This window comes from Arthrobacter sp. SE2, from assembly GCF_058244265.1.
The window spans coordinates 1-23,724 of sequence record NZ_JBZAYA010000018.1 but is presented as its reverse complement, the minus strand read 5'-3'; the positions used below and the strand labels follow the sequence as shown (position 1 = coordinate 23,724).

At 56.4% G+C, this 23,724-nt stretch carries 35 protein-coding genes; 5 read left to right on the top strand and 30 right to left on the bottom strand.

Features of this window, described 5'->3' with window-relative positions; genetic code table 11:
• Window positions 1-3: 3 nt before the first annotated feature.
• The 7 genes from AC4CS3_RS19550 to AC4CS3_RS19520 all read right to left on the bottom strand — a co-directional run bounded on the left by AC4CS3_RS19550 (window position 4) and on the right by AC4CS3_RS19520 (window position 6,745).
• On the bottom strand, window positions 4-939 hold the full coding sequence (locus AC4CS3_RS19550; RefSeq protein ID WP_490784818.1) for a hypothetical protein: 936 nt from the start codon (window positions 937-939) through the stop codon (window positions 4-6).
• A gap of 12 nt (window positions 940-951) precedes the next feature.
• Window positions 952-1,326 (bottom strand): DUF2190 family protein, encoded by a 375-nt coding sequence (locus tag AC4CS3_RS19545; protein WP_490784817.1) that lies wholly within the window; start codon window positions 1,324-1,326, stop codon window positions 952-954.
• Window positions 1,326-2,516, bottom strand: a complete 1,191-nt coding sequence (locus tag AC4CS3_RS19540) for a phage protease (protein WP_490784816.1) — start codon at window positions 2,514-2,516, stop codon at window positions 1,326-1,328. Before AC4CS3_RS19540 ends, AC4CS3_RS19545 begins: the two co-directional genes overlap by 1 nt.
• 89 nt (window positions 2,517-2,605) lie before the next feature.
• Entirely contained in the window at window positions 2,606-3,397 is a 792-nt protein-coding gene (locus AC4CS3_RS19535) for a phage minor head protein (RefSeq protein WP_490784815.1), read from the bottom strand.
• The gene (locus AC4CS3_RS19530) at window positions 3,378-4,775 is read right to left on the bottom strand and encodes a phage portal protein family protein (protein ID WP_490784814.1); all 1,398 of its coding nucleotides are present in this window, start codon (window positions 4,773-4,775) and stop codon (window positions 3,378-3,380) included. Before AC4CS3_RS19530 ends, AC4CS3_RS19535 begins: the two co-directional genes overlap by 20 nt.
• Window positions 4,776-4,791: 16 nt before the next feature.
• A complete protein-coding gene (locus AC4CS3_RS19525) occupies window positions 4,792-6,345 on the bottom strand; it encodes a terminase large subunit domain-containing protein (RefSeq protein ID WP_490784813.1) in 1,554 nt (517 codons plus the stop codon).
• Window positions 6,305-6,745 (bottom strand): terminase small subunit, encoded by a 441-nt coding sequence (locus tag AC4CS3_RS19520; protein ID WP_490784812.1) that lies wholly within the window; start codon window positions 6,743-6,745, stop codon window positions 6,305-6,307. The genes AC4CS3_RS19525 and AC4CS3_RS19520 overlap by 41 nt, the downstream gene beginning before the upstream one ends.
• 494 nt (window positions 6,746-7,239) lie before the next feature.
• On the opposite strand from AC4CS3_RS19520, the gene AC4CS3_RS19515 reads away from it, so the two are divergent.
• Window positions 7,240-7,560 carry a histone-like nucleoid-structuring protein Lsr2 gene (locus AC4CS3_RS19515; RefSeq protein WP_490784811.1) on the top strand — a complete coding sequence of 107 codons (321 nt, stop codon included), beginning with the start codon at window positions 7,240-7,242 and terminating at the stop codon, window positions 7,558-7,560.
• 163 nt (window positions 7,561-7,723) lie between these two features.
• Here AC4CS3_RS19515 and AC4CS3_RS19510 read toward each other — a convergent pair whose 3' ends face one another.
• The gene (locus AC4CS3_RS19510; RefSeq protein WP_490784875.1) at window positions 7,724-7,939 is read right to left on the bottom strand and encodes a hypothetical protein; all 216 of its coding nucleotides are present in this window, start codon (window positions 7,937-7,939) and stop codon (window positions 7,724-7,726) included.
• Here AC4CS3_RS19510 and AC4CS3_RS19505 point away from each other — a divergent pair.
• On the top strand, window positions 7,869-8,216 hold the full coding sequence (locus tag AC4CS3_RS19505; protein ID WP_490784874.1) for a DUF732 domain-containing protein: 348 nt from the start codon (window positions 7,869-7,871) through the stop codon (window positions 8,214-8,216). The genes AC4CS3_RS19510 and AC4CS3_RS19505 overlap by 71 nt on opposite strands.
• 614 nt (window positions 8,217-8,830) lie before the next feature.
• On the opposite strand, the gene AC4CS3_RS19500 is transcribed toward AC4CS3_RS19505, so the two are convergent.
• The 10 genes from AC4CS3_RS19500 to AC4CS3_RS19455 form a co-directional block, all read right to left on the bottom strand.
• Window positions 8,831-9,202, bottom strand: a complete 372-nt coding sequence (locus AC4CS3_RS19500; RefSeq protein WP_490784810.1) for a YopX family protein — start codon at window positions 9,200-9,202, stop codon at window positions 8,831-8,833.
• On the bottom strand, window positions 9,199-9,399 hold the full coding sequence (locus tag AC4CS3_RS19495; protein ID WP_490784809.1) for a helix-turn-helix domain-containing protein: 201 nt from the start codon (window positions 9,397-9,399) through the stop codon (window positions 9,199-9,201). The genes AC4CS3_RS19500 and AC4CS3_RS19495 overlap by 4 nt, the downstream gene beginning before the upstream one ends.
• 286 nt (window positions 9,400-9,685) lie before the next feature.
• A complete protein-coding gene (locus AC4CS3_RS19490; protein WP_490784808.1) occupies window positions 9,686-9,976 on the bottom strand; it encodes a hypothetical protein in 291 nt (96 codons plus the stop codon).
• Entirely contained in the window at window positions 9,973-10,167 is a 195-nt protein-coding gene (locus AC4CS3_RS19485; RefSeq protein ID WP_490784807.1) for a hypothetical protein, read from the bottom strand. Before AC4CS3_RS19485 ends, AC4CS3_RS19490 begins: the two co-directional genes overlap by 4 nt.
• Window positions 10,164-10,334 carry a hypothetical protein gene (locus AC4CS3_RS19480; RefSeq protein ID WP_490784806.1) on the bottom strand — a complete coding sequence of 57 codons (171 nt, stop codon included), beginning with the start codon at window positions 10,332-10,334 and terminating at the stop codon, window positions 10,164-10,166. The genes AC4CS3_RS19485 and AC4CS3_RS19480 overlap by 4 nt, the downstream gene beginning before the upstream one ends.
• Window positions 10,331-10,702, bottom strand: coding sequence for a YopX family protein (locus AC4CS3_RS19475; protein ID WP_490784805.1), 372 nt, complete (start codon window positions 10,700-10,702; stop codon window positions 10,331-10,333). The genes AC4CS3_RS19480 and AC4CS3_RS19475 overlap by 4 nt, the downstream gene beginning before the upstream one ends.
• Window positions 10,702-11,088: a hypothetical protein gene (locus AC4CS3_RS19470; protein WP_490784804.1), complete on the bottom strand. Its 387-nt coding sequence runs from the start codon at window positions 11,086-11,088 to the stop codon at window positions 10,702-10,704. Before AC4CS3_RS19470 ends, AC4CS3_RS19475 begins: the two co-directional genes overlap by 1 nt.
• Window positions 11,085-11,360: a hypothetical protein gene (locus tag AC4CS3_RS19465; RefSeq protein ID WP_490784803.1), complete on the bottom strand. Its 276-nt coding sequence runs from the start codon at window positions 11,358-11,360 to the stop codon at window positions 11,085-11,087. Before AC4CS3_RS19465 ends, AC4CS3_RS19470 begins: the two co-directional genes overlap by 4 nt.
• Window positions 11,361-11,375: 15 nt before the next feature.
• The gene (locus AC4CS3_RS19460) at window positions 11,376-11,630 is read right to left on the bottom strand and encodes an aggregation-promoting factor C-terminal-like domain-containing protein (protein WP_490784802.1); all 255 of its coding nucleotides are present in this window, start codon (window positions 11,628-11,630) and stop codon (window positions 11,376-11,378) included.
• 110 nt (window positions 11,631-11,740) lie between these two features.
• Window positions 11,741-11,929 carry a hypothetical protein gene (locus AC4CS3_RS19455; protein ID WP_490784801.1) on the bottom strand — a complete coding sequence of 63 codons (189 nt, stop codon included), beginning with the start codon at window positions 11,927-11,929 and terminating at the stop codon, window positions 11,741-11,743.
• Window positions 11,930-12,777: 848 nt separating this feature from the next.
• Here AC4CS3_RS19455 and AC4CS3_RS19450 point away from each other — a divergent pair.
• Genes AC4CS3_RS19450 through AC4CS3_RS19440 form a run of 3 tightly spaced genes read left to right on the top strand, consistent with a single transcriptional unit; the run spans window position 12,778 to window position 14,927 of the window.
• A complete protein-coding gene (locus AC4CS3_RS19450; protein WP_490784800.1) occupies window positions 12,778-13,320 on the top strand; it encodes a hypothetical protein in 543 nt (180 codons plus the stop codon).
• A 34-nt stretch (window positions 13,321-13,354) separates the two neighbouring features.
• A complete protein-coding gene (locus AC4CS3_RS19445) occupies window positions 13,355-14,437 on the top strand; it encodes a DUF4062 domain-containing protein (RefSeq protein WP_490784799.1) in 1,083 nt (360 codons plus the stop codon).
• Between the two features lies 1 nt (window position 14,438).
• Window positions 14,439-14,927 (top strand): hypothetical protein, encoded by a 489-nt coding sequence (locus AC4CS3_RS19440; protein WP_490784798.1) that lies wholly within the window; start codon window positions 14,439-14,441, stop codon window positions 14,925-14,927.
• 461 nt (window positions 14,928-15,388) lie between these two features.
• Here AC4CS3_RS19440 and AC4CS3_RS19435 read toward each other — a convergent pair whose 3' ends face one another.
• The 12 genes from AC4CS3_RS19435 to AC4CS3_RS19380 form a co-directional block, all read right to left on the bottom strand.
• Window positions 15,389-16,012 carry a hypothetical protein gene (locus AC4CS3_RS19435; protein WP_490784797.1) on the bottom strand — a complete coding sequence of 208 codons (624 nt, stop codon included), beginning with the start codon at window positions 16,010-16,012 and terminating at the stop codon, window positions 15,389-15,391.
• Window positions 16,013-16,152: 140 nt separating this feature from the next.
• A complete protein-coding gene (locus tag AC4CS3_RS19430) occupies window positions 16,153-16,356 on the bottom strand; it encodes a con-10 family general stress protein (protein WP_490784796.1) in 204 nt (67 codons plus the stop codon).
• Window positions 16,357-16,492: 136 nt separating this feature from the next.
• Window positions 16,493-16,714 (bottom strand): hypothetical protein, encoded by a 222-nt coding sequence (locus AC4CS3_RS19425; protein ID WP_490784795.1) that lies wholly within the window; start codon window positions 16,712-16,714, stop codon window positions 16,493-16,495.
• Entirely contained in the window at window positions 16,715-17,263 is a 549-nt protein-coding gene (locus tag AC4CS3_RS19420) for a hypothetical protein (RefSeq protein ID WP_490784794.1), read from the bottom strand.
• A gap of 361 nt (window positions 17,264-17,624) precedes the next feature.
• Window positions 17,625-18,128 carry a hypothetical protein gene (locus AC4CS3_RS19415; protein WP_490784793.1) on the bottom strand — a complete coding sequence of 168 codons (504 nt, stop codon included), beginning with the start codon at window positions 18,126-18,128 and terminating at the stop codon, window positions 17,625-17,627.
• A 3-nt stretch (window positions 18,129-18,131) separates the two neighbouring features.
• Window positions 18,132-18,827 (bottom strand): hypothetical protein, encoded by a 696-nt coding sequence (locus AC4CS3_RS19410; RefSeq protein ID WP_490784792.1) that lies wholly within the window; start codon window positions 18,825-18,827, stop codon window positions 18,132-18,134.
• Window positions 18,824-19,051: a hypothetical protein gene (locus AC4CS3_RS19405; RefSeq protein WP_490784791.1), complete on the bottom strand. Its 228-nt coding sequence runs from the start codon at window positions 19,049-19,051 to the stop codon at window positions 18,824-18,826. Before AC4CS3_RS19405 ends, AC4CS3_RS19410 begins: the two co-directional genes overlap by 4 nt.
• Before the next feature lie 272 nt (window positions 19,052-19,323).
• Window positions 19,324-19,548, bottom strand: a complete 225-nt coding sequence (locus tag AC4CS3_RS19400; RefSeq protein ID WP_490784790.1) for a hypothetical protein — start codon at window positions 19,546-19,548, stop codon at window positions 19,324-19,326.
• Between the two features lie 3 nt (window positions 19,549-19,551).
• Complete coding sequence (locus tag AC4CS3_RS19395) at window positions 19,552-19,758, bottom strand: hypothetical protein (RefSeq protein ID WP_490784789.1); 207 nt, start codon at window positions 19,756-19,758, stop codon at window positions 19,552-19,554.
• Between the two features lie 241 nt (window positions 19,759-19,999).
• A complete protein-coding gene (locus AC4CS3_RS19390) occupies window positions 20,000-20,482 on the bottom strand; it encodes a replication-relaxation family protein (RefSeq protein WP_490784788.1) in 483 nt (160 codons plus the stop codon).
• A 316-nt stretch (window positions 20,483-20,798) separates the two neighbouring features.
• Window positions 20,799-22,856, bottom strand: a complete 2,058-nt coding sequence (locus AC4CS3_RS19385; protein WP_490784787.1) for a type IV secretory system conjugative DNA transfer family protein — start codon at window positions 22,854-22,856, stop codon at window positions 20,799-20,801.
• A gap of 256 nt (window positions 22,857-23,112) precedes the next feature.
• The gene (locus AC4CS3_RS19380) at window positions 23,113-23,280 is read right to left on the bottom strand and encodes a hypothetical protein (RefSeq protein WP_490784786.1); all 168 of its coding nucleotides are present in this window, start codon (window positions 23,278-23,280) and stop codon (window positions 23,113-23,115) included.
• Window positions 23,281-23,724: the final 444 nt, after the last annotated feature.

The following is a 23,724-nucleotide window of genomic DNA, read 5'->3' as shown; positions in this document are numbered from 1 at the left end:
CCTTTAAGCCACAGCTGCGAAGATGCCGTAGACCAGCTCCGCCGCCATGATGTACTGCAAGTAGTAATCGCTGATGCGTACGTATTCGCCCGAGGGATCGTACGATACGTAGTTGTCGACACCGCGGCCGTCGGTGAGCTGCAGGGTGTAACCAGCGCTCAGCTGCTTGAGACCAGGAGTCGGGTTGATGTTCATCAACCAGGCGTTCTTGCCCCAGATCGGAGCCAGCGAGTCGGTCTGACCTTCTTTGGCAGTGTTGGAGGCAGCCATACCGATGACAATGTTCGGAACGCCGATCAGGCTGGCGAGTCCGTCGGTGGTGAGTACACCCTTCTCGGTGTACTTGATGCGCTCCAGGAAGTCAGGATGGTTCTGAATGACAGACCACACTTCCCAGCTCATCACCATCGTGTTCGGCAGCTTCAGGCCGTTCTGCTTGATGGCGGTAATGCCGGCGCGGATGTCGTCGAACGGGTTGGAGTTACCGAAGTCGCTCCACTGGCTCGTGCCGCCCAGGGTCGTGTTCTGAGTGATCACACCGGTGTTCGAGAGCAGGGCAGCCGCGTTGGCTTCCTTGTTGATCATGAACGACTCGGTGAGGATCTCAGTGGCGTCAATGCGGGCATCCAGCGGGGGCTTGCTGCGCTTCAATTCGTCTTCATCGACGAAGAGCTTCAGCTTGCGCTTCTCCAGCGGACCGTAGGTGACCTTCGACAGGTTGTATTCGATCTCAGGAGTCAGAGCCTTGCCGACTGGGGCAATGCGGGAATCTACATTCTTTAGGTTGGTCTTGTCGTAGACAAAGTATGAACCAGCATCTTCTTCTACGGGGAGCGATGGGAAAACCTGGTCTGCAATGAAATTGACGGTTGGGTTTTTCCAAGCCTTCGATACATTGGTGAGTACCGGATTACGTCGTATATCTTTTAATTGTGGCATCTAACCTTTCTCCTAGTACTTCGCCGAAGTCGGCATTACTTCAATGATGTCTCCGCTCACCCCCGCCTGGACTGCGTAACCAATGATTTGGTTTCCGCCGGTGGTAGTGGTGATTCCGACTGAGCTGGCGTTGGCAGTTACAGCGTCGCCGACGGCAACGGTGCCGCCCAGGACGATCTTGAACGTGCCGTGCGATGACCGCACCCAGACGCTTGCGAGCTCTCCGGTGTTTGGAGTGTTGTCGAGCACGCCGATGATCACGTCAGTAGCAGCGGTAGCCGCTACGACCTGACCGGTCGAATTGAGCTTGACCGCCTTGTATTGGAAGGTACGCAGATCGGCGCCGGCAGGAGCGCTGAAGTGATTCCCCTCGATGAACTTAGACATTATTCTTCTTCTCCTTTACCGGTTACTTTGGTGGCAGCCTTGTACAGCTCAGGCTTCTGACTGGCCATGATTTGAGTGGCCTGGCCGTAGCTGACCTTGTTCGCGAGGGCGTATTCAGTTGCCAATTTGTCCAGCTCGGCGGCTGCGGAGGTGGAAGCTGCGTCGACACCTTCCTGGCCGGAGCCCATTTCGCCGGCGGTGACGAGCTTGTTGTCAGGCAGTTCGGTGAGGAACGCTTCGAGCTCCTTACGCATCGCCGGAGCGCTGGCCATGAGCAGGTCAACGGCCTTCTCTTCCTGGCTGCTCTTGAGGGCGCCGCGGGCGACGTGAGCCTTGACGATGGTGCTCGCTTCGTTGCGGGCTAGCTTCTCAGCTGCTTCCACGCCGCGGGCGGCGTCAGCCTTGAGCTTCTCCAGCACGCTCGCGCTGATGGTCACGCTCTTGGAGCTGGCTTCGACTTTGTCCTTCTCGGCCTGCTCAGCAGCGGCTTTGTCAGCCGCTTCTTTGTCGGCAGCCGCCTTGTCAGCAGCTTCCTGCTCGGCAGTCTTGTCGGCGTCCGTCTGAACGTCGAAGGACTTGCGCTCTTCGGCCGTCAGTTCGTCTTTGTGATCTGCGAGAAATGCCTTCTCGGCGTCGTTGAGATCGGCCAGAGCCTTCTTACGTACGTCTTCTAACTTCATACGGTCTTCTCCTTCTTTACCCCCTTCGCTCGCCATAACTGGCTTTAGCTTTTTGAATAAGGGGCTATTAGTTAATGCGCAGCCACTCAGGACGTTTGGAATCCTGGTGCCCGCTTCTTCCGGGTCTTCGTACATCAGGTCTCGGGTATTGAACTCAGGTGAAAGGAATTTGTACTCGCCGTCGCGGACTTTCTGAGCGCCGGTTGCGGTCCAGTCGACCCCGGTGCCCCAGAGGCCGTCCGGACGCGCATCGAGGCCATTGATCCAGGCTGCAGCCGCTCCGCTCTCATGGTCGTAGTTGACCGGCAGCGGCGAGGTCTTGTTGACGCGGGCAATGCCAGCGTTGAAGTGGTTTGCGAAGTCCTGGAGATCAGCTTGGGTGAGCTCGAAGTCACCATGCCAGGGAGTTTTCCAGTTACCTGGAGTCAGCAATTGAATCTCAGATGGCAGATTGCCCTGATCATCGGCTTTGATTGCTATCGCTCGATAGAGGTGAGCGTGTTGTGGCAATGAAGTGAATTCCCTATTATTGTTTCGTGGGACGTCGCTTCACCGGCGTTCTACTTTTTAGTATTGGGCGTAGGTAAATACGCTGTCAACTATTTTGGATAATTGTAAATTAGATCGCATCGGCAATAGGGATGAGCAGTGGGCTGCAATATCGGTCCAATGCCCGACTGAAAAGCCTCATCTATCTTCACCGTCGCTCCATTCAAGGGCGCACAAATGCGGCAGGCGCCGGCTTGCATGGCCTGCCAGGTCTTCGAGATAGCACCTGTCTCGTAGGCAAATAGCTTGAGGCCAATCTGGTAGGCGTTCACCAGCTCGGTCCTGGCGATCATCTCGGCCCGCACCGGACTGCCGATCACCAGCTGCACGCGGTTGATCGTGTCGCTGACCGACTCCCCCATGGCAATACTTGTCTCGATCGACTTCCGAATCAGCGTCAGATTGGTTTTCGAAATCTCCGAGATCAAAGTTCCGATGTGATCCCGCGCCGCATCCATCCGAAGCTCAGTCAGCCGGTCGACGCCGATTGGTGTCTCATAGATCGTGATGCCGCTATCGAGCCCAATTCCGACGACGTCCTGAAAGTCCGTCAACATGAGAGCAATGAAGATCTCAGCTTCGAGCGCCCACACCTGGTCGCTGTCATTCACCGTTTGATCGTCTGAGGCCTTTTGTACGGGCATGTACTGCCAGCGGATGAGCGCCGGCACCCGATCAGCCAGGCCGCGCAAATAGACCAGCGCATGACGCTCTAAACGCCTCTCAGCGCGAAGCAGACGATCGAAGATCGCAGGGTGCTTGCGGTAGGTGTTCTCCCAGTCCTCCGATGCCCGAATTACTCGGCCGAGCTCTTCCCTGGTGTCAAGCAGCTCGCGGTTCATCGAGTGCCTCATCCAGCTCACGGTAAAGCTGGCGTGCCTTCCGGATCTTCGCCGCGGCGCTGGCCTTCTTCAGCTTGGCATCTGGCACAGCCTTGGGATCGGTCGGCGCGTTGGGGTCGAGCGGATTATCAGGGTTGGGCACCGGAGCCGGAGCCTGACGCACGTGATCCTTGGGCAGCGCAGCTACTCCCAGGGCAGCACGGGCGCGGTTCTCAATTGCATCATCCATCGTCAGGGCACCGGCCGTGGACATGTCGGCCAATGCCTGGGCAAACACCAGCAGCGCCTCGTCATCCAGGCCGTCAGCCTTGAGCTTGGGATATGTGTCAGTGGTGAAGTTCAGATCAACAACCGTCTTCACGGCCGTGCGCATGAGGGTGTCGATGATCGTCTGAGCCGTCGCCTTCTCGGCCAAGGTGAAGAAGGCAGTGTGATCTTCGCTGAGTGCGCGGCTTCCGTTTGAACTTGAGGAACCCAACTCCAGGAATTGAGCCAGGACGTTCTTGCTGATCTGCCGATCGTGATGATTGATGCTCGGCTCCATTTGTCGGAGCGTGCCGGCCTTCATGTCCATAAAGCCGACCGTCCAGCCGGCCTTGTGATTGATGAACGACTGCTCGTTGGCGCGGAGGGCTCGGGCGGCGCGAATTAGATCCTTGCGATCATTGTCGTTGGCCTGAAGCGGTTCGGTGATATCGATGACGCCGAGCCCGTGACGCTCGTGAGCCACGGAGTCGATCTGGTAAAGCGCGCTCTTGATGAACCAGTTCTGATACGACGAACGCAGGACACTGATGCCCTCGTAGTTTGAGCCCTCTTTTTGGTTGGTGAAGATGACTAGCTTCTCCATTGGCGTCTGCGGCGAATCACCGTTGCCGATGAGCTGCGTGATGCCTTCGCCAAAGATGTCTGACGACCACTTGTAGATGCTCTTCTGTTTGCGGAAGGCGAGCTTGGTGATGACGATGCGATCCTTGCCGTTGATCTGCTGCATCCCAAACACCATCTCGAAGACCGCAAAACCAAACGTCAGGTACGTGAGCGCTTCAGACAAGAACGCATGCCAATCCAGGTTGTCGAGGAACACCGCCTTACAGAAGTCGGCGATCTCGACGTCGGCGGCGTCCTCACTGGCCGCCTCAAACGTCCAGTCAGCTTGCATGATCGGGAGGAAGAGCGCCTGAAGACTGGCCCGTACCGTGGCGTCGCTGCGGCGCATACGATCGTAAACAACGGTAGCTTGATGCCCAGCAAGATCAACCGAATATTCTTCGCCGGTGATAATACCGTTGAAGATGAGAGTTCCCGACTCCCCTAATTCTCGGTATTGTGCTGCGCTTTTGGCGGCGGCTTTGATTTTCTCTTGCTCGGCGTCCATTGCTCGCATTATGAGACTAGAACTGCTTTCCTAGCAACCCACTTGTATAAGTCTCGGGTCGTAGGCGCGATTCTGGCTTTTCAATGACGAGCACATTATCGCCGCCTTCGACCGGCGCATATGAAATCACCAAGGCATCCGCGCGGTCCGGTGATCGACCGATCCGCTTTCGCAATTCCTTTTTGTCCTCAACGTGGATCTTGCCGTTCTTCAGATACCACTCGACGGCTGACAGCTCGACCTTGAGCTCTTCATCTTCAGGTACGGCAATCTCGCCATTGACGAACAGCCGCGAGACCTTCCACCACATCTCGGCGCGCAAGTTTGCAAACTCGTACTCTCCTGGTCCGGGATCTTTGACGGTCGGCGGATCGGCCGTGTTCACCGGAATGATCTTGTGCAGCCAGTGGGGGTTCTCGCGCACCTTGCGGGCGGCCGTGTTGTAGATCGGAATGCCCAGGCCCATCGCTTCGATCTTCACCTGAGTGAGGTGATCGGTCGGGTTGAGCTTCTCGATCTCGTCGTTGATGGCCGTCGTATCAGGTGTGAGCCAGGCACGGATGCTCTCGCCCTTCTGGCCGCGGCGATGGTAGATGGCGCTCATGTCACCGCCGCCGGCGGAGTCAACGCCGAAGCGCGACGGCCCGACCTTCACTTCTTCGTGGCGCTCTTCGGTCATGGCTGCCTCAACCAGGTTGAGAGCGATCAAGGCGCGCGTGCCGGACTTCGGGAACTCGCCTTCGACGCGGCTGTCCCAGAGCGGCGTGCCAATCCCCCATTTGAAGATGCGTTCATACACCCAGCGCACTGACACCAAGTGTGGCCGCGGTATCTTCCACTCTGTGGACTGTTCTCGGCCGCTCTCGATGGCCTCCACCACTGCTTCCGCCGGATGATTGGGTTGCTTGCAGTCGACGGCCTCACAGCGCGTTATACCGTTCTCAGTGAAGTTGGGCGTCATCCAGCAGGAGACATGCAGTTTGTTGGCCAGGTGACTACGGTGTGAGTCATAGAACGTACCGCCGACGCTGGTGGGGTTGCCGATGTAGAGCACGCGAGCGTTGGCGCTGGTAACCAAGGCGTCCACGGCCTCAAAGATGGGCTCATTCACGCCGGCAGCTTCATCCACGATGACCAGGATGTGATCGGCGTGGAAGCCTTGGAAGTTGTCGGGATCTTTGGCCGACACTCCGATGGCGTACCACTTGTCGCTGATCTCGTGTTGGGTGGTGAGCGTCTTCCCAGGAAACTTGTATTTGGCTTTCTTGGCCGCCACGCGGAACTCACGCCAGAGGATCTCTTTGACCTGGCGACCGGTCGGGGCCGTCGTCACCACTACAGAGTTGGGGTAGGCCATCAGGAACCAAGCAGCAGTGCGGGCAGCTATCCAGGACTTGCCAATACCGTGGCATGAGCGGACGGTCGTGACGCGGTTGTCACGCACGCTCTCGATGATGCTGATCTGGATATGCCAGGGATCAGCTCCGAGATAGTCACGAAGAAAGAAAGTCGGACTCTTGCGAATCGCCCTAGTGAGTGTCTGAGCTTGTTGAGCCGTCAGGGTCGCCATCTATTTCCTCGGCGCGATGCATTAGATAGTCCCAGTCATCGACTTCCCTGGTCTCCGCCTTCGGCACATAGCCCTGCTTGGCAGACAGGATGAGCTTGACGATGGAGTCTTTGTAGCTGCCTGTAAGGCCACCTTGAATCAGTCGATCCGTCTGAATCGCCTGCAATTTCCCTACTGTGTAAGAAAACTCGGGTTTGTCTTTGTCCTTGGCCCAGGCGTAGACGGTCTCGCGGGTGACGTCTAGAGCGAGAGCGAGGCCTTCGATCGTGGGCACCTTCACCACTGTGCGGACGGCCATGCGACCGCTGGATTGCACCACCTGGTACGTGTCGATACAGCTCTCTAAGTAGGCCTGCGCCTTCTTCGCCATTGATTTCGTGTATTTGGTGGGTCTTGCCATTGTGGATTTGATTATGGGAGTCCGCTACCAATAGAGCAAGATGGCGAGTCGTTGCTGGAACGTATTCGCGGTCATCGCTACCATCGATTCACACCGTGATGCACTGGGGAGTCGCCGAGCGAGGGAGATTCCCCATGCAGTTAGCGCAAGTGTCACTATCGACCGCAACCAGCAGCATTCCCGAACCGACCCCGATTGACATGACATGGATTAGTGCCGGATTCGGCGCAATATTCTGCGGGATCATAGCCTGCGTATTTCTTTACCTTCTTGTCCAGAACCTCCGCGGACGGGGAAGTGTTTCACCCTGGAACCACGTCGCGGGATTGGTTGTCACGATAGCTGGAGCGATCATACTCGGCATCATCTCCACCAATAGCATGTGGGAACCTCTAAAGCCACTTGCACGTTTAACTGGCCCTGGCTTGATCATACTTTTGATTGTTGTTGGAGTGCTCGCCATTATAAACAGCTAGGAGTGATAGCCTTTGGACATGGCTACGAAAACCTATATCCGTCTAATTGATGACCTCGACGATTCCGACGCAAACGAAACTATCAGCTTTGCCATCGACGGGGCTGAATATGAGATTGATCTCAATGAAGCCCATGCAAGGGAGCTGCGTGAAGCTGTGAGCAAATTCACCGCTGCTGCCCGCAAAGTAGGACGAGTCAAAACGCCTCCGCGCCGGACGGTTACTAGCGGAAACGACACCAAGGCTATCCGCGCCTGGGCGATTCAGCAGGGTATCTCGATCAACAGCCGTGGCCGGATTCAAGCCGACGTGATTGAGCGCTACCAAGCCGCTCACTAGGGCCGATACCAGCCAGGAACTCGTGCACGTCTGACTGGCACCGGCTAATTTGAGCGTATGGGGGCGCAAATGACTATTCAACAAGATAGATCAGGGAAGCAAGCAGATTCGCTTGCTTCCCTGATCTAGTTTTAACGACAGTGGTCTTTTCGACTCGGTCAATCTAAGATCGGCAGAGCTGGCTATCGAACTTCAGTATGGGGGAAGCGTTGAAGAGGTACTTTGCATCGGCCGCGCTGCTCCTGGCGGCAGCTTCACTCAGCTCTTGTTCGACTGCTCCAAGCGCGACAGCAACGGTCACGCAGACGGTGACGGTGTCACCAGCTCCGGCGGCAGCTGTGAGCTCACCTAGTGGACCGGCGTGGACGACCGCGCTCAATGATCAGTTCATTCGTGAGGTGCGAAGCTCAACCACCACTTTGGGCAAGAGCCCAGATTCACAGCTCATTGGATTCGGACAGCAGACTTGTAAAGACATGGATGCCGGCGTTCCGCCCAAAACCATTCTGGACAATTCACTAAAAACGATGAGCGGCGGACAAGCCAGTAATGCGTTCATTGGTGACATCGGTGCCCTGTTGGCATCAGCGACGCAACACTATTGCCCACAGTACAGCCAAGCCATGGTAGCTGCGGCGAGTGCGAACTTGAAGTGATCTACAGCAATCAGGGACTGAAGCTAAACTGTTTCAGTCCCTGATTCGTTTAATTGACCCTGTATAGCCTGAGTGCCAGCCTCGAAGTATCTCTTATTCGAGGAGAAACCCGTGCGAAAAACATTCATAGCCATTCTGGTGGCCCTGGGTTTGGTGCTTGGTTCCGGTGCCGTGGCTAATGCAGCTCCCCCGCCGCCAGTCACTCCCCAAATCGAGTTCGGGCAAGATTTCCTGAGCCCTTGGTTTGGCCCCTACATTGACCTGGATAGAACCGACCAGGGAGCGGTCACATCCGGTGGTGCGGCTGGCATAGCTACCTTGATCTGCATAGAAACGGATGGCTGGTTGTGCCCAGTGGCCGCTGCGATACTCACGGCGGCTGCCTTCTATATCGCGGTAAACGGCTACTGCCCGAATAAACTGAGGCTGTATACGAAGTTCGGTGGATACCCGATGAGGTGTGTGTGATGACGCGGCAGGACAAGCGGGGGCTGTTCATCGGGCTCATCGTCGGCCTAATCGCTTCAGCCGGGGTTGCTTCGGCCTCTGGGACTCCGGTGGTTGCTTTCTTCTATTCCGCCGTCACAGTTTTGGCCGTCCTTGCGTTCCTGGCTTTAGTTGTGGGGCTGAGCCGCCGGTAGAAATTCTGGGTTCTCGTAGATGTTGCCGATGACTTCAAACAAACCTCTTGCGCTGATGTTGAACCCTGCGTCCTGACCATCCCACCTCACAGCAAGGCACTTTACCGCTCGGCGGCGACTAGGAGCGAAGGCCTTCAGCCAATCTCCCTCGTAAATCTCCACGCCGTTCTTGTCCTTGAGGCCGGTATATTGCATGACGGGCGTTTGCTGGTGGTAGATGGACGTGTTGGCGAGACTGGCTGCGTCCTTCGGATCAATACGGGCGTAGAACGCTCCAAGCTCACCTACAACAACGTTGTGAACCATTTTAGAACCGTCCCATGCCCGAAATTTGATCTCTCTCATGCCGCCACCTGCTGCGGCAGCAACGTAAACCGCCAGATCGAGTCCCTGACCTTGCTCGCGCGGATGCGATGGCCCTCCTGGCGGAGCTCCTGAATCCGTGCTGAGTAGCGGAAAGCAAACTCATTTAGTTCGATGTTCAGAACGCCAGCGTCGCCGCGCTCCTCAAGTAGTTGGAGGATCTTTTCGCACTGCGTCATGACTTCCTCCACTCCCTAGCCATGTCTGGATAGGTCTCTTCAAACTTCTGCAGGTCGTCAGCTGACGGGCGAGGGAACGGATTGTCGAAAAAGAATCGAGGCGGATAGCTCGGCTTGCCATGCCAAATCCTGAACCACCACGAGCGTGCCTCGTAACGAGCGCGAGCCTCAGATATCTGATCAGTGACAATGCGCATGGAGCATTGGTATTGCAGCCAAAGAAGAATTTGCGCAGCCCAAACGGGTAGTTCGCTCGGTCGAAACAAGCCGGGAATCTGTCTCGTCTTCACCCGCGCAACTGCGAACGCGCAGCCTCCTCTTTACGGACGCGCTGTTCAGGCGAATCCCCCGCAATAACGTAATGGGCCACGGCCAGTAGCCCAAAGACCAGGCCGGCAAAAAAGGCGACCGTTGCATCGCGTCCATGGCGCTGTGCCAGGAGGACACTCACGATTACGGAGAAAGCAGCAATCAAGATTGATGCCAGCATTAGGTAGAACAGTGCATCACCGAGCGCGGCGCCAGTTTGCTGGGCAACTGCAGCCAGAGACGGATCGAGAGTAGGTGTTGGTGTCATCGTTCCATCTCCCGGGCAATCACCTCGCTCAGTTTGCCGTGTGACGTGTCTACGTCGCCGTAGAGGGCCGCTGCCGACTTGAGCCGGATCTTGGTGGCCGAGATCCCAAGCTTCGCTGCGGCGTCCGCAAATGCGGCCTTGGTCTCCGGGAGTACTTTGCTGGGGGCCAGCTGGGCGGATCGCTTTTTCATTGCTGCACCGCTGGATCAATGCGACGCGACCGCTCCAGCTTGCCGACGGTAACAGTGACTTCGATGTCGCCGCAGACCAGGACAACCAGGTCTCCGATACCGAGCCGGCCGACGATGGCGTATGCCTCGATCTGACCTACTTTGATGAATTTTCGACGCTTGCTCATGGATGTGAGTTCCTGCTTATTTTTTCGTAGATGTTCCCGATGACTTCGTTGACTGGCTCTTCGTACTCGTCCTGCTCAACCAAATAGCCGCAGTCGATAAATGGGCAGTCGGGGCTACCGATGACCACCAGGAGTTCATGCCGACCATTTTCCGAATGCCACTTATGGCGAACGATGTCCCCCTCGTAGATCTCCACACCGTTCTTGTCTTTGAGGCCGGTGTATTGCATGAGTGTCATGCCCATAATGTCTGCGGCGCTTCGGTCGCCCTCACTATTCAAGAGCTCCAAGGTGTAGTTGCGTCGAAGTTCGCGCCAATCCTGCATACGCCGCTGGTCGTCCCACGCTCTGAACTTGAGTTCTCTCATTATTCGCACCCCCTGCCAATCACCACGATGCTCGTACCTGGCGCCGGCGAAACCGAGGGAGCAACGCACGGGGTTGGATCGGGCGTGGGCGTAGGAGTAGGAGTAGCGGCGAATGGTGCCGTGACAGCGGGCTCGGCCGTGGTTGGTGCTGCTGTTGGCGCCGGCGCTGCTACGACGGCCGGCACAACGACGTGGGGAGCCGGGGTGGTCTGCGTAGCCGCTTGGAGCGCCTGAATGTCCTGCTCATTGTTGGTGGTGCGGGCGTCGAGGTTGTTGATCGCCTGGTTGAGTCCTGGGAGATCCAGTTCGCCTGACGTGATGCCGACTGCACCGAAGGCAGTGACGGCGGTAGCGATGAGGCCGGAGATAAGGAGTGCGCGTTTCATGCTTGCTTCACCCCCGCCGCCGAAGGATGCGCAGCGTTCCATTTCCTGTGCAGTTCAATGAGTTGTTCTAAAGTCATGTCGGTCGCTTCGTCTAGGTAGATGACTTCAGTGATGCCTTTTGCTTCGAACATATCTTTGCGCTCTGGGCGGTTACCGTAGAGATCGCCGTATGCAAACACACGTGAACTGCAGAAATGACTACACAACGCCTCTCCGTCTTCTGCTACAAGGGTGTAAATTCCCTCTCCTTTTCCGTCTATGTATGCCTTCATCTGAATTTTCCTTGTTTAGTAATTTCCGTGCGCTAGCCAGTAGCTATAAGCTCCGGCCCATCCCCCGTATCGGCCGACGTAGCTGTTCATCGCTACCAGGGCAGCTACGGGATCGTTCCAGGCGCCAGCCCATTTGCCGCAGGGCAGCTGTTGGCCGAGGCCACATGCTCCGCTGCTTGCGTTCACCGCTGCGGGATTCCAACCGCTCTCATGGCTCACGATGAAATCGACGTAGCCGAAGTTGGCCGGATCTATCCCCGCGGTCGTCATCCAGTCGGTATGAGAGCCGGCGGGTAAGGGCGCGGGAGTTTGTATGGGTGCTGGAGTCGGGCTTGGGGTCGCCTCCGGCTGTGTGGACACAGGCGGTACTGGGGCGGAGGCTACTCTTTTGACGTTGACGGCGCGGCTGCCACTGGCACGGCCTTGAGCGCGTCATGGACGGCAGCCTGAGTCTTGGCGGTCGCCTGGTTCGCCACCTGGAGGGTGAAGTACGAACCGATGGCTGCTCCGATGAGCAATACCAAGATGTGGTGTTCGATCACGGGCAGAGCGGACTTGAACTTCTGCATGAGAAGGTTCCTGTTTATGTGTTCGGGCTTATAAAGCCTAAGCAGTAGTATTTACACAACCTACATGGCTGGCCAGCGTTACGCCCCTACTGCTTTTCGCCTCGGGCATATCTACGATTGCTTCGTCTACTACTGCTTACGCTCGGTAAGCCCGTCTGATGGCTGGTTCGGGGCTGTGGTAACTCAGCGGTTATCCACATATCAGCCGAGTTCAAACGACCAGGCGTTGCTCTTATTGCCCCGAATCAACCATCAGACGGGTTCATAGGCTGGGTAGGGGCTTCGCTGGCCCGATTCCTTTCGGCAACGCCCCGGAACTTAATCCGGGCCGTCCGGGGCTCTACTCCCGGAAATCCAGTTCTTGACCCCAACTCAGCCTATGAACGTTTTGTTTGTTTGAAAGTGCGGTCCCCATGGACCATGCACGTACTATGAATGATGGGTATACATTTGTAAACCCCTTTATCCACAGGGGTAATAGCGACGGTCTTTCAGAGCCCTACAGCATACCGAGCAAAACCAGCCCCATTTGTCGCGGCTAAGAACGGTCACATCCTGGCACTTGGCGCAGAACACTATCGTGATGGGTTTGGGTAGTTCAGTTTGCATTGCTGGTACTTGACAAATTAATGTTTCTTAGTTGTTCGGTAATATTCGTTCGGTCCGTACAACAAGTATTGGACGACGCGAGTTTTTCGGGACTCTTACTGAAGCTTGACAGAGATTTTGAAAAACACATTATGCCATAAATATTAAAACATAATTTCGCCAAGAAACCTTGACAGTCGATCATCGCCAAGTCGACGTGGCGAAGCCCTGGAAACCGAACACTCTGGCAAACTGTCCCCATGGATGGGGAAACAATACGTTTGATCGTCGTCGCCTTGGGAGCTCTCATCGCCGGGATTGCCGGCGCCGTCATTGCTGGCGCGTTTAACAGCGAGAACACACAGGCGACTATAGAGGCCGCGAGGCTTGCGGCCGAGGCGCAAAGAGAAGCAGATCGTGAAGTCGAGCACCAACGCTGGCTCAGAGACCGCAAGGTGGAGGTCTACACGGAATTCCTGGGCAAGGTTCGAGAAATCGACTTGTCACTGAACGCCTTCCAGAGCGGTGTTGAAGACGATGCCACTCGCATAGCTTCTGTGGCGCGCAGCCTATCTGAGGGATCGTTCGCGTTGTACGCGTCTGCCAACGTAAGCGCCGCGGTGCGAAATGTCCTCGTGGCAGTCAGAGACATGATTCACGCAGTGCTGGATGAAGCAAAGAATGAACACGGGCGGGCCAACTTTCAAGAAAAGGCGACCACCTTTGGGTCCAGTAGCCGGCGGCTAGAAGAACTGATCAGGGAAGACTTGAATACTGCCCAGGCACCAACCGGGGCTGCCTAACAAGGCTGTCGCGCCCATGTGCTAGACATTAGTCATGGATCGCCGCTATCAAGTCTTCATCAGCTCAACGTATATGGACCTCGTGGAGGAGCGACGTGAGGTGATTCAGGCCTTGCTGGAGATGGACTGCCTCCCAGCTGGCATGGAGATGTTCCCAGCCGCGAACGACGATCAGTGGACACTGATCCAGCAAGTCATCGACGAGAGCGATTACTACGTAGTCATCGTGGGTGGTCGATACGGCAGCGTGGCCCCCGACGGCGTTAGCTACACGGAGAAGGAATACGACTACGCCGTCTCAACGGGTAAGCCTGTCTTGGGCTTCGTCCACGCCAATCCTGGCCAGCTTCCACTTGACAAGAGCCAGCCGGCTGCACAGGTAGAGCTGGACGCTTTCACGGCCAAAGTGAAGTCCAGACTTGTGAAGACCTACAACTCTCCCGCTGAACTCGGCTCGGCCGTTTCCCGCAGCCTCGTTAGGACGATGAAGAAGTATCCAGCCGAAGGGTGGGTGCGCGGACAATTCGCCATGACACCGGAACTTCAGGCAGAAATGGCTGAGTTGCGTGCCAAGGTCAGCCAGATGGAGTTGCAGGCCAGCACCAGAGATGTCGCCATCATTCCGCAAGAGCTTGAATCGGGCGAAGACGTCTATCCGATGGGAGTGGTCCTTGAGTACAAGACTAATCATGAACTCGCCCTAGAGGACACCACCTTTGATCTCGCACCCATACGCATCTTCAACACAAAAGTCCCAGCAACGTGGAATGACATCTTCCGCGAAATCGGCCCTCGAATGTTCGACGAATCCAGCGAACGAGCAATAGGCCAAGCGCTGAGCGCCTTCGCTCAACGACTGCTTTTGGAGACTCGAAAAGATCTCTTGCCCGCAAACTTTGCTTATGCTGAAAACGTCTCAATATCCCAAGAGAGCGTTGACGACATAGCGATCCAACTCTTCGCCCTCAACTTGATCGCCCACGGCAGCAAGACACGAGATGCAAGGGATACAAATAAATACTGGATACTCTCGGAACTTGGCCGCGAATTTCTCGTGAAGCTCCGAGCCATAAAAAGAAAATCATCCGATGCCAGTGAAGTGACTCAGGCAGTCTGAATTGGACTTCAACCCTTCCATCTGGGGCACCGTCGGTCAGTGGATCTCTTCGGGCATCGCCACGCTGGCGTTCCTCACCACTGCCTTCGTCGTCTGGCGAGATACCAATGAACGCCGAGTCTCTCAGGCGCGCCAAGTGGCCTATTACATCAAAAAGAACAAACGATCCATCTATGAGTTCGACCAAGAGGAAGAGGTGAGCCACGACTACACGGTCGTCAATCTCAGTCCGGAACCTATTTACGATGTAACGCAGGTTTCGGACTCGAATGGTTCTGTGGGGCTTTTGGACTTTCGAGATGTCCTTCTTCCAGGCCACGAGCATGTTTTCGAGCAAGCAGACTATTCCCGCGTGGCCCCGCCGATCCTGTCTTTTCGGGACAACTCAGGCGCGGTGTGGGCGCGGAGCATCTCTGGAAAGTTACACAAGACGGGAACGCGAAAGGACTGGTTCGGTCGTCGGCCCCCGAAGGACTTCAACCCTGGGTGATTTTGTAACCCTGATCGCTCACGTTCTGGTCCTTTGGGCTAATACCGCTTTATGGACGCCAGCGTGTACCGCCCGTCGAGCATAGTAAAACAGCAAATGATGTTCAGCTTCGTAGTTCTTAGGCTGAAAGTATGCCTCCTTGACACGTTTTACGAGACCGCTGGGGTAGACATATATCAAACCCCACCTAGCAGGCACTTCATCGGGCCGTATCAGCCCTTTTGGGCAGCAGTAGTACCGAAGATCGCCCATGCCGCGCTCTGGTAGAGACCTGAAGGTTTTGCGTTTGTCGGCTAGAAAATCGCCGCGTGACACTTTACATTCAATCAGTATGCTCTTGCCGCCGACCCTGAAGCCTATGGCGTCGGCAAGTTCACTGTTCCAAGTAAAGAATTCAGGCAATACGACGTCGCACTTTGAATGCAGCCAATACGAAGCAGCAGCCACACACTCGGTGTGAGTCATGAACCCAGCTTCCAGATCTCCGCGTCGATCGCGTTCACACTTACGTAGCCGAGCGAGTCTTTCTCCGCGGTGTTGAATGTGAACCGGGGCAGCTTCCTGGCAAGCTGGAGGCCCTCCCGCTTACCACGCTCATAGGCTTCTTCTACCAGCACGTCCACTTGGCGCTCACCACCCTTTTGGGCTGCTACAGCTATATCGGCTCCCCATTGAGCGCCTTTGTCGTACGCTGCCGCCTCTCTCTGTTGGACTAGCTCGGCTATATCGTCCTCATTTACTTGGTAGCTGCCCTGGTCGCCAATTGACACATGCCAGAAGCCGTCACAATCGCAAAGTCTGGCCTCTAGCTCCCCGGCTTCACTGGGTGAGGTTGGCAGCGGCTCCTCTGGCTTACGGGAGGCGTTTGCGTTCGGTAATGCCTCTGGAGCTGTAGGTGAGGTAAAGAACTGAAGAAGCTCCTCTTCTGTGTGGTCGTAGATTGTGTCCAGTCGGGCCATATCAGCGGGGGTGGGTGAGCCCTCTATCTCGCTTCCAAGCTCCTCAATCGCTTCCATGAAGTCGGCCAGAATGTCATCTAGTGGCTTATCGTTCGGCTCTCCGCTAGGGGCTACGATCGCTTTCATGCGCTCCACCTGCTCGGCCGTAAAAGTCGGACGTGGCTCACTAGCACTAGGCTCGGCGGGGATGCAGTCATGCGGCCCAGGCGGATAGACAGCGCCGCAGATAGTGCAACCATCTAGCTTCGCTTCGCTGCGGGAGCCCGTCATGCCGACCGCTCCAACTTCCCCCGCCGGCTCGCCAGACCACCTTTGCGGCCGGCCTCAACAGCCAGCTCGCGGTTCATCGCGAAGCCGCCGCCGCGGGAGATGTGCCCACCCTTGCGGCCGATCACCCTGTAGAAGTTCTCGCCGTAGCGTACTTTGTTCGTCTCCGCTGCTTTCCGTCCCCCTAAAATCGTTCCTGCCATCTACTTGTTTCCCTCTCGCCGGTTAGAGCGTCGGCGTCGCTGGTGTTTAGTTCCTTTTCCTAGCTGGCCACCCTTGCGGCCGTTGTCTGCGTGCCAGGAGGCCCCGTAGCGCTCCTTGGCGGTCTCTGCGGCGCGTCTAGCGCCCTCTGCTGTGTTTCCCATCGTCTGAGACTCCTCCGGGGTTTAATTCGGCCTCTATTTCGCTGAGACTCTTGCGCACCTCCCTCTCGTTCTCATCCCGGAAGTAAGCGGTCCTCTGAACAGGGTCGGCCAGACCATACCGCCAGCCCTTGAGCTTGGCGTAGTCGCCGATCAGCTCGTAGTCCTTCTTCGAGAAGCGAGACACTATGGGTGTCATCTAGAACGGAATGTCGTCAATGTTGATCTTGTCGACCTCATCATCAGTGGGGATGTTGTCGCGCTCACGCGGGGCCGCGGCTGAGGCATCATCGTCCGAGCTCTCCACATCCGGGTCTGCACCTTCGGCAAAACGCATGAGAGGGATTGAGTTCGGCAGCTCTTTGTCGATGTCGATGATCTCCTGGCTAGGGATGACTGGCATGGTCCCAGCTAGCGGCACTGGCGTGATCTCGTACTTAGTGCCGAGGCCTGATCCTGTAACCGTGATGGAGAGGTCGCAGCTCATCGGCATCTGCTCGCTGTAGTCCTCGATGATGGAAGCGATACGCTTGAAAACGCCCGGTCCCTTCTGCAGGATCTGCTGCTTGCCCAAGGTGTAGTTCCACACCGGCCAGGCAAACTGAGTCTTGATGTCTTCGTTGCCTTTAAATTGCTTGTGAGAGACGTTCGGGTGATAGAGGATGCGTAGGCGGATCTTCTTGCCTGATTCAAACTCCACGAACTTGCTGTTGGAGACGCGCTTGGCGCCTTCGTCGTACATTCCCATTTGTCGATGGTTCCTTGCCGCCCGGCATCGTTGCGGGGTCGGCGGTTATTTAGTTTAGCTATTACAAATCGCGCACGGACATTCGATGCAGTCCATGGCTAGTTTGCCAGTATGGCGCCGACCATGACGATGAAGATTATCGAGGAAATAATCAACAGGCCAACGAGAGTCTTGATCGCGTGGATTGCTCGACCCGCCTCAATCTGATGCGTACTTCGATTCTTCGCGTACGACGTCCGATAAACTGATGTGTAGTGAACGGGAACTTTTACGGCGTTAGCCATTGTTTTGTCATCCTTAATTACTTTCTTATATTCGGCTTTTTAATTCGGCTTGTCAATAGCCAAATAATTTGGCTCTTTTAGGCTCGTTGTAGCCAGCTGGTAGACGCTCGGAAACGCGTGTATTCAGCTTCCGTGCAATGGGTCATTCCATCAGGGATCTGCTCTAGGGAGCACACGAAGCGGGTAGTGGCCACGCAAACCATGCCGCCATCTTCGTAGACGAAGTAATAACCAGGGGTGCCAGACAGCCTCGTCCATTCCTTGCGGTCCATCATGCGGTTCACGAGCACTGAGCGGACCGGTCGGCCGCAGGTACAGCGCACCTGTAGATCAGCGTCGATGTACTGCCTGTGGCCGGCGGGACGCTTGTACGGGCCAGCCTCGATGCCGAGCGTACCGTCGTCGCCCTGGTTCGTGTCGGCGAAGTCAATGATCTGATTAGGGACAATGCGGACGTTGAGCCGGGCGACGTCGACTACGCCGGTGCCGGCGAGCTTGGCCTGGGCCAGGCCATCGGCCTCAGCCTTGGTGAGCGTGTAGGTGACGCCGTTCATGAGTGTGATACGGGTAAATCGAGCCATGGCTTATACCTTCGGGATGTTAGTTGATTGGGTCTCTCTCTTGTAGAACTCGACCAGGTTGTTGGTCTTGTCGCGCAGGTCTTCCAAACTGAGGATCGTGGGAGCGAACTTGCGGCCGCGGGCGGCCGCGGCCGCGTGGATGAGCCTGAGCGTTCCCTCCAACTTGTGCCGGCTTATAAGGGTCTTTGCAGCCCGGCGTTGCAACGGCAGCCGAGGTAGGCGCAGCTCGAAGGCGGCCTCGAATTTCTCGACGACTTCGTTTATCTGAGGATCTCGGTTGTCTGGACGCTCTGGGGGCGTCAGCCCATGGTTCGTAGAACCATGTTCTTCTTCAGTATTTACTTCTTTAGTAATTACTTGTGGAGGGTTACCCGTGCTCGGGAAACCAGAGCGCGGTAAATCAGAGCACGGCTCCTCGTGCAGAACGGTGGCGCCCGCCGTGAATTTGCCGTTGTCGTTGCGGGGCGTCTCGCGCTGGAGATAGCCGGCCGCTTCGAGTTCCTTAAGCGCTGCGGCCACAGCCGTGCGGCCCTCGCGCAACTGCGCCATCAGGCCTCGCTCAGTGATGGTCCAGGAGTCTGGCTTGCTCATGAGGAAGTAGAAGAGACCCTTGGACTTGAGCGACAGCCTGGGATCGTTGGCAGCGACGTTAGAGATGGTCGTGTAGTTGGCGTTCTTGACGCTGCGAATGAGACTCACTGCACGTCCGACAGGTAGCCCATCGCCTCCAATTCGGTCGCGGCGAAGCGGACGGCGTTTTCTTGCTGGCGCAGCTCCAACGCGATGCCCTTGATGGTTACGTAGGTCGGATCGACCATGAGCAGCAGATACGAGTAGAGTCCCTTGGCGCTCAGGCTCAGGTCATTTCTTTTGAGTATTTCGGCCGGAACAATGGCCGCCGTTTTGGCAGTACTTACTTTCAAATAGAACCTCCTTTGTTGACTGGGAGGCCAAATCACTCTACTTTGAGAGTAATGGCTAGATCCACCCTAGTCAGGTTTGAGAGTACGGCGTCATTCCCGTGCTCTCGTTTTTACTAATAATGTTTATGATTATGCGCCACAAGCGCTATAATGCAATAGCCGAAACGTGGCGTCGGAGTACCTGGGCCGTACAAAGAGATAAGCACCCGCGTCTTACCGAGAAAGACGCCGCACACTCCCTAGCTCCCCGCGCCATCCGGGAGCTTTTTATTTTATTCCAGTTCACATTCCTCTTCAGCAATGATCGTGATGAGGAAGTTCCGCATATTGCTGCAACCGCGTCCCTCGATGTCTTGGCGCGCCAGCTCCTCCACACGCGCCACAACCGCACTGAAATCGTCCATATCGTCGTCCTCGATGGTGACCATGCCATAGAGATCAAGCCACGTCTCCCAGTCCTCGGCGAAGGCATCCGCTTCCCAGGCAAAATACGGCATGGCCTACTCCTCGCTTTCGCGGATGGAGATACTCAGACTCTCAACGCCGATTGGATGCAGGACTGCTATCGCTTCCCTGACTTCTTCGCGGAGATCGTCGGCGCTGGCTGCTTCCCTAGAGCCCTTGATACTCATTTCGCGCAGTTGTTCTTCACGCTGAAACCTGAAATCTCGGAAAGTGAAATCAGCTTGATACTCGTAGGTTTTCATGGACTATCGAATCGTCCCGCATTGCAGGCAGACCTGAGAGCCATCCGGGCCACCGGTGTCTTCTACTTCGCTGTGCTCGCACCCTTCAAGGTCACTCAGGTTCGCGATGAGCTCACGCTCCCGATTAGCTAGATAGTCGAGTTCGATATCGATCCGCCGGCGCCGGGCCATGGTGCAATTCAACACATCGTCTAGCTCGTCGTGGTATCGGCGTTGCCGATACTGAACGTCCTCTAGCTCGCTAACCAGCTTTTCTATTTGTCTGCTCATGGCAAAACCTTCCTGCTGCTTCATCGAATAGCACGACCCCGAACAGCTCGTGCTCCCCCAGCTTGTGAACGATGTCGTCCAGATATCGCTTGCGGGCTTGTGTGGGCACCGTCCAGATCACTTTCGGGAATGCCCGATCTTCCGGCCAGTGGCCAGAGTCAATCGCCTGGATGTACCGCCGCATCTTGGCGGTCAGCTGGGACTCCCATTCCGTGCCTCGATCTAGCTCAAGGAAGTAGGCCGCTCTCCCAACTTCGATATAGGCGTCCGGCTTGAGCTGGACGTGCCCAACCTTGGTATGACTCCAGGGCTCAGGGTGGAAGGTGAAACCGACCATTTTCGTGATGTCACGAAAATGGTTTTCCACAAGCTGCACGTACAGCTCCGCGATATCCAACGTGTGCATATCCGGCGTCCGGGCGGTGCTGTGAGGTAGCAGATAGACGTACTCCACCCCTTCTGAATAGGCACCCCACATCCTCTTCAGTAGCCCCAGCTTGGTAAGTCGTGCCAGGTGCCTACGGACACGTACACGGGTGCCGTCGTAGGAACCGGTGTAGTGAAGCCGGCGGATTTGGGAGGTGGTGAGCTGGCGGAGTTGGGTGACGGATTGGAGGACAGCCAGTTGGGTAGGAGAGAGATGAGAATATCCAGTCATAGCGGTAGTACCGCCCGCCGTGCATCCGGCCGCTGACCTGCGCAAATAAGGGGTACAGCTGTAGTGCCCACAGAACACCTGACGGAACAATGAACAAAATAGGTATTCAAGCTCATTGGAGTGTCCCAATCGACGGTCGTTTCTTGGGTTCTTCAGTCTTGTGTCTGGTGAGTAGATCAGCTTCCACTTCACTCACTGGCCGGCCATATTTCTGCCTGGAATACTCAACAGCTTCCCGAGCACCACCAGTTGCTTTCGGTGGCGGTGGCGTCTTCAACGTCACCACCGGGGCGTTGCCGGTGCTGCTCATCAGCTTCGCTGCCACGGTGTAGCGCGGCAGGTTCGCCAGGTCTTCTTTGGCGAGCGGTGCGAACGTCTGGGCCATGTCCTTGGCGTCGTCCGCCGCCAATCGGAAGACGATCTGGCTCTGGGCGTTCTTGCTCAACGTGCTCTGCACAGCTTTGGGCAGTTGGTCGGCGTATTGGTTGGCCACCATCAAGCCCAACCCATACGAGCGAGCCAGGGCAAAGGGATCGGCCTTGGTGGTGTTCATCATTTCGCAGAACATCTGGAACTCGTCGACCATCATGATGTTGGGCTCTCGGTGCTCTGGGGGCCGTCTCAGCGTCGCGTCCCACACCAGGTCGAAGATCAGCTGTCCAAGAGCTGAAGCGTTGGTCTGGCCCATGTGGGCCTCGCTCAGCGGCACGAGGAGGATCTTGCGCTGCCGGACGATTTCATCGAAGTCGAGACCATCTTTCTGAGAAACGATGTTGCGGATCATCCGCGAGCCCAGGAAAGCATCCAGGCGGTTCACAGCCGAGTCAACGGTGAGATCGGCCTTATCGTCGAGCCACCGCCACTCCTGAATGATGTCCGGGTGGACGTTGCGATTGAGCCGACGCACCTGGGCGGAACGGTATTCCTTGTTCACCAGCAGCTGCTTCACGTCGTAGAGGGTGAGCCCGTTGAGTGCCGCTGTCATCACGCCATTGCGGAGAACGCGTTGGAGCTGCGCGCTCCAGGTATCGCCCGAGAGGTTCTTAAACATGCCGATGACATGTGAAGTAACTCTTTCAGGGTCGTCGCCGGCCAACACGTTAAGACCTATTGGCCGCTCAAGGTCTAGGGGGTTTAGCCAGATAAGGTCGTGAATCCGATGTAGCGGAACGGAATTCAAAACGTCACGGCAAAGGTCTGATTTGGGCTCGATTAATACCAGGCCCATGTTCTGATCCATGATCTGCGCGGCCATGTTGTGCAGCAGCGTGCTCTTGCCGGTGCCGGACGGGCCGAGCAACCATGAGTGCACGGTGAGCGCCGCGGTGGGTATCGCCACGCGGCGATTCTGCAACTTCGGAGTGTTACTCGTGCCGATGACGATTCCCTGGCTGTCGTGCACCACCGTTGGGGCGATGCGCTTTGCTCGCCGCGAGCCCGTGCCGTTGAGCGGCCAGCCACACAGTGCCGAGAACTCGGTGGCGTTCAGAAGGATCGGAAAGCCCAGCGTGCAGGCGCGATCATTGATCCGACCTGGCACATTTGGCACGAGCCGGCGCAAGAACTTGGCCCGGTCGCCTTCGACCGCTTTGAAGACTGAGGAGAGGTCATGGACCATGCCCTCTGAGTGCCTACCGACCGCTCCAAGGCGTGCAATCGCGTGAAATGTATGATCAGCCATCTTTGTCTTTTGATCGCCTTCAGCGGCCTGAGGACGGTCCGGAAATACCTGCCATTGCAGCACCGTCGCTTCACCGGCCCGCATGCTCTTGAACTGAGCGTTCATGCTGCGCGAGGTTCCCTGGGCGTCGAGGATGCGCAGTGGCTTCGTCAGCCCGGCCGTGGACATCGCCAACTCCGTGCCGGCAAGCCATTTGGTGCGAGCAACAGGATCATCGGCTTCGTCGATCAACTCCATGCTTCCGTCAATGTGCTCGTAGAAGAGTTCGTCCAGTCGGGCGGCGATGCGGCCGGGCGTATGGAGGAAGTAGCGCTCACCCTGTTCGTCGGCGTAGCGCTCGAAGCTCACGGCATAGATTGGCTGCATGAACTTCGGTTTGGGGAGGCCGCTCAAGGATCTGATGAAGCCGAGCACCTGCTCGTGGCCCATCGTCGACGGGAAGAACAGCTCATAGGTCCGGCGCATCCTGTCAGCTTGGCGCTGGGCCATGTGTCTCACGAGAAATACACCTCCCACTAATCCGAATCCTGCAACGGCTAATTGAATAAAGACTATTTGGACTAATTGAAAAGTTATGTCCATAAATGCATAATAAAGCTAAATTGATTGGCTGATATGGGGTAAAAGTATCTGACTTAACTAGCCAGCTCTACGCTAGGAGGCATCGCAGCTCAGAAATGAGAGGTAGTTGGTCTACCAGAGTGCAGCGCCTTAATAACCTAGATGCCCCTTACCAGCTCATCAATCACAATCGGGTGGCCCGACTATAAACGAACCACCCGATTGTGATAACGACGATCCCGATCAGAATCACCGGGATGAACGGCTGAATGATCTGAATCAGAAACATCATTCCGAGGTAGACGACCAGGGCCGTGATAAGCGCGGTGCGGAGTTCCTTGATCCACTTCACCCAAACCACCGTTGTTCGTATTCCCGTTGCTTTCGTTCCCTCTCGCTTTTCAGGACCGTCTCACGGGTTTGCCATTCAGCCCTCCAAAAGAGTTTTTGTATGAGCCTCCGCGCTTGGCCCGTAGTCATTGGCCGCTTTGGCCGTTTTGGTATCGAAGTCAGCACATCGTACAGACCGAGCAATACCAGACCTGCTGCCCCAAGAGCGACTACCACGGCCAGCGACTCTAGCGGATGGTCGTGGATCATCATGAGGAGCAACCAAAGTGGAACGACGATAAGAAGTCCTAGTACCCACACCGCCGCGCCGCCTCACCGTAGGGAACACCGTTGATGTAGTCCTCGACAACACCTAGCGCAGCATTGGCGGTTCGCTCCATGACCTTATATGGCTCTTCGCATTTAGGCATGGTTGGTCTGTTTGATTCGGTAGGGGCGGTGGCCG

What these genes read in the sequence shown, in the direction of transcription:
- AC4CS3_RS19550 (WP_490784818.1), bottom strand. Translation starts at nt 939, where the DNA reads ATGCCACAATTAAAAGATATACGACGTAATCCGGTACTCACCAATGTA.
- AC4CS3_RS19545 (WP_490784817.1), bottom strand. Translation starts at nt 1,326, where the DNA reads ATGTCTAAGTTCATCGAGGGGAATCACTTCAGCGCTCCTGCCGGCGCC.
- AC4CS3_RS19535 (WP_490784815.1), bottom strand. Translation starts at nt 3,397, where the DNA reads ATGAACCGCGAGCTGCTTGACACCAGGGAAGAGCTCGGCCGAGTAATT.
- AC4CS3_RS19530 (WP_490784814.1), bottom strand. Translation starts at nt 4,775, where the DNA reads ATGGACGCCGAGCAAGAGAAAATCAAAGCCGCCGCCAAAAGCGCAGCA.
- AC4CS3_RS19525 (WP_490784813.1), bottom strand. Translation starts at nt 6,345, where the DNA reads ATGGCGACCCTGACGGCTCAACAAGCTCAGACACTCACTAGGGCGATT.
- AC4CS3_RS19520 (WP_490784812.1), bottom strand. Translation starts at nt 6,745, where the DNA reads ATGGCAAGACCCACCAAATACACGAAATCAATGGCGAAGAAGGCGCAG.
- AC4CS3_RS19515 (WP_490784811.1), top strand. Translation starts at nt 7,240, where the DNA reads ATGGCTACGAAAACCTATATCCGTCTAATTGATGACCTCGACGATTCC.
- AC4CS3_RS19500 (WP_490784810.1), bottom strand. Translation starts at nt 9,202, where the DNA reads ATGAGAGAGATCAAATTTCGGGCATGGGACGGTTCTAAAATGGTTCAC.
- AC4CS3_RS19495 (WP_490784809.1), bottom strand. Translation starts at nt 9,399, where the DNA reads ATGACGCAGTGCGAAAAGATCCTCCAACTACTTGAGGAGCGCGGCGAC.
- AC4CS3_RS19490 (WP_490784808.1), bottom strand. Translation starts at nt 9,976, where the DNA reads ATGACACCAACACCTACTCTCGATCCGTCTCTGGCTGCAGTTGCCCAG.
- AC4CS3_RS19485 (WP_490784807.1), bottom strand. Translation starts at nt 10,167, where the DNA reads ATGAAAAAGCGATCCGCCCAGCTGGCCCCCAGCAAAGTACTCCCGGAG.
- AC4CS3_RS19480 (WP_490784806.1), bottom strand. Translation starts at nt 10,334, where the DNA reads ATGAGCAAGCGTCGAAAATTCATCAAAGTAGGTCAGATCGAGGCATAC.
- AC4CS3_RS19475 (WP_490784805.1), bottom strand. Translation starts at nt 10,702, where the DNA reads ATGAGAGAACTCAAGTTCAGAGCGTGGGACGACCAGCGGCGTATGCAG.
- AC4CS3_RS19470 (WP_490784804.1), bottom strand. Translation starts at nt 11,088, where the DNA reads ATGAAACGCGCACTCCTTATCTCCGGCCTCATCGCTACCGCCGTCACT.
- AC4CS3_RS19465 (WP_490784803.1), bottom strand. Translation starts at nt 11,360, where the DNA reads ATGAAGGCATACATAGACGGAAAAGGAGAGGGAATTTACACCCTTGTA.
- AC4CS3_RS19460 (WP_490784802.1), bottom strand. Translation starts at nt 11,630, where the DNA reads ATGACGACCGCGGGGATAGATCCGGCCAACTTCGGCTACGTCGATTTC.
- AC4CS3_RS19455 (WP_490784801.1), bottom strand. Translation starts at nt 11,929, where the DNA reads ATGCAGAAGTTCAAGTCCGCTCTGCCCGTGATCGAACACCACATCTTG.
- AC4CS3_RS19450 (WP_490784800.1), top strand. Translation starts at nt 12,778, where the DNA reads ATGGATGGGGAAACAATACGTTTGATCGTCGTCGCCTTGGGAGCTCTC.
- AC4CS3_RS19445 (WP_490784799.1), top strand. Translation starts at nt 13,355, where the DNA reads ATGGATCGCCGCTATCAAGTCTTCATCAGCTCAACGTATATGGACCTC.
- AC4CS3_RS19435 (WP_490784797.1), bottom strand. Translation starts at nt 16,012, where the DNA reads ATGAAAGCGATCGTAGCCCCTAGCGGAGAGCCGAACGATAAGCCACTA.
- AC4CS3_RS19430 (WP_490784796.1), bottom strand. Translation starts at nt 16,356, where the DNA reads ATGGCAGGAACGATTTTAGGGGGACGGAAAGCAGCGGAGACGAACAAA.
- AC4CS3_RS19425 (WP_490784795.1), bottom strand. Translation starts at nt 16,714, where the DNA reads ATGACACCCATAGTGTCTCGCTTCTCGAAGAAGGACTACGAGCTGATC.
- AC4CS3_RS19420 (WP_490784794.1), bottom strand. Translation starts at nt 17,263, where the DNA reads ATGGGAATGTACGACGAAGGCGCCAAGCGCGTCTCCAACAGCAAGTTC.
- AC4CS3_RS19415 (WP_490784793.1), bottom strand. Translation starts at nt 18,128, where the DNA reads ATGGCTCGATTTACCCGTATCACACTCATGAACGGCGTCACCTACACG.
- AC4CS3_RS19400 (WP_490784790.1), bottom strand. Translation starts at nt 19,548, where the DNA reads ATGCCGTATTTTGCCTGGGAAGCGGATGCCTTCGCCGAGGACTGGGAG.
- AC4CS3_RS19395 (WP_490784789.1), bottom strand. Translation starts at nt 19,758, where the DNA reads ATGAAAACCTACGAGTATCAAGCTGATTTCACTTTCCGAGATTTCAGG.
- AC4CS3_RS19385 (WP_490784787.1), bottom strand. Translation starts at nt 22,856, where the DNA reads ATGGCCCAGCGCCAAGCTGACAGGATGCGCCGGACCTATGAGCTGTTC.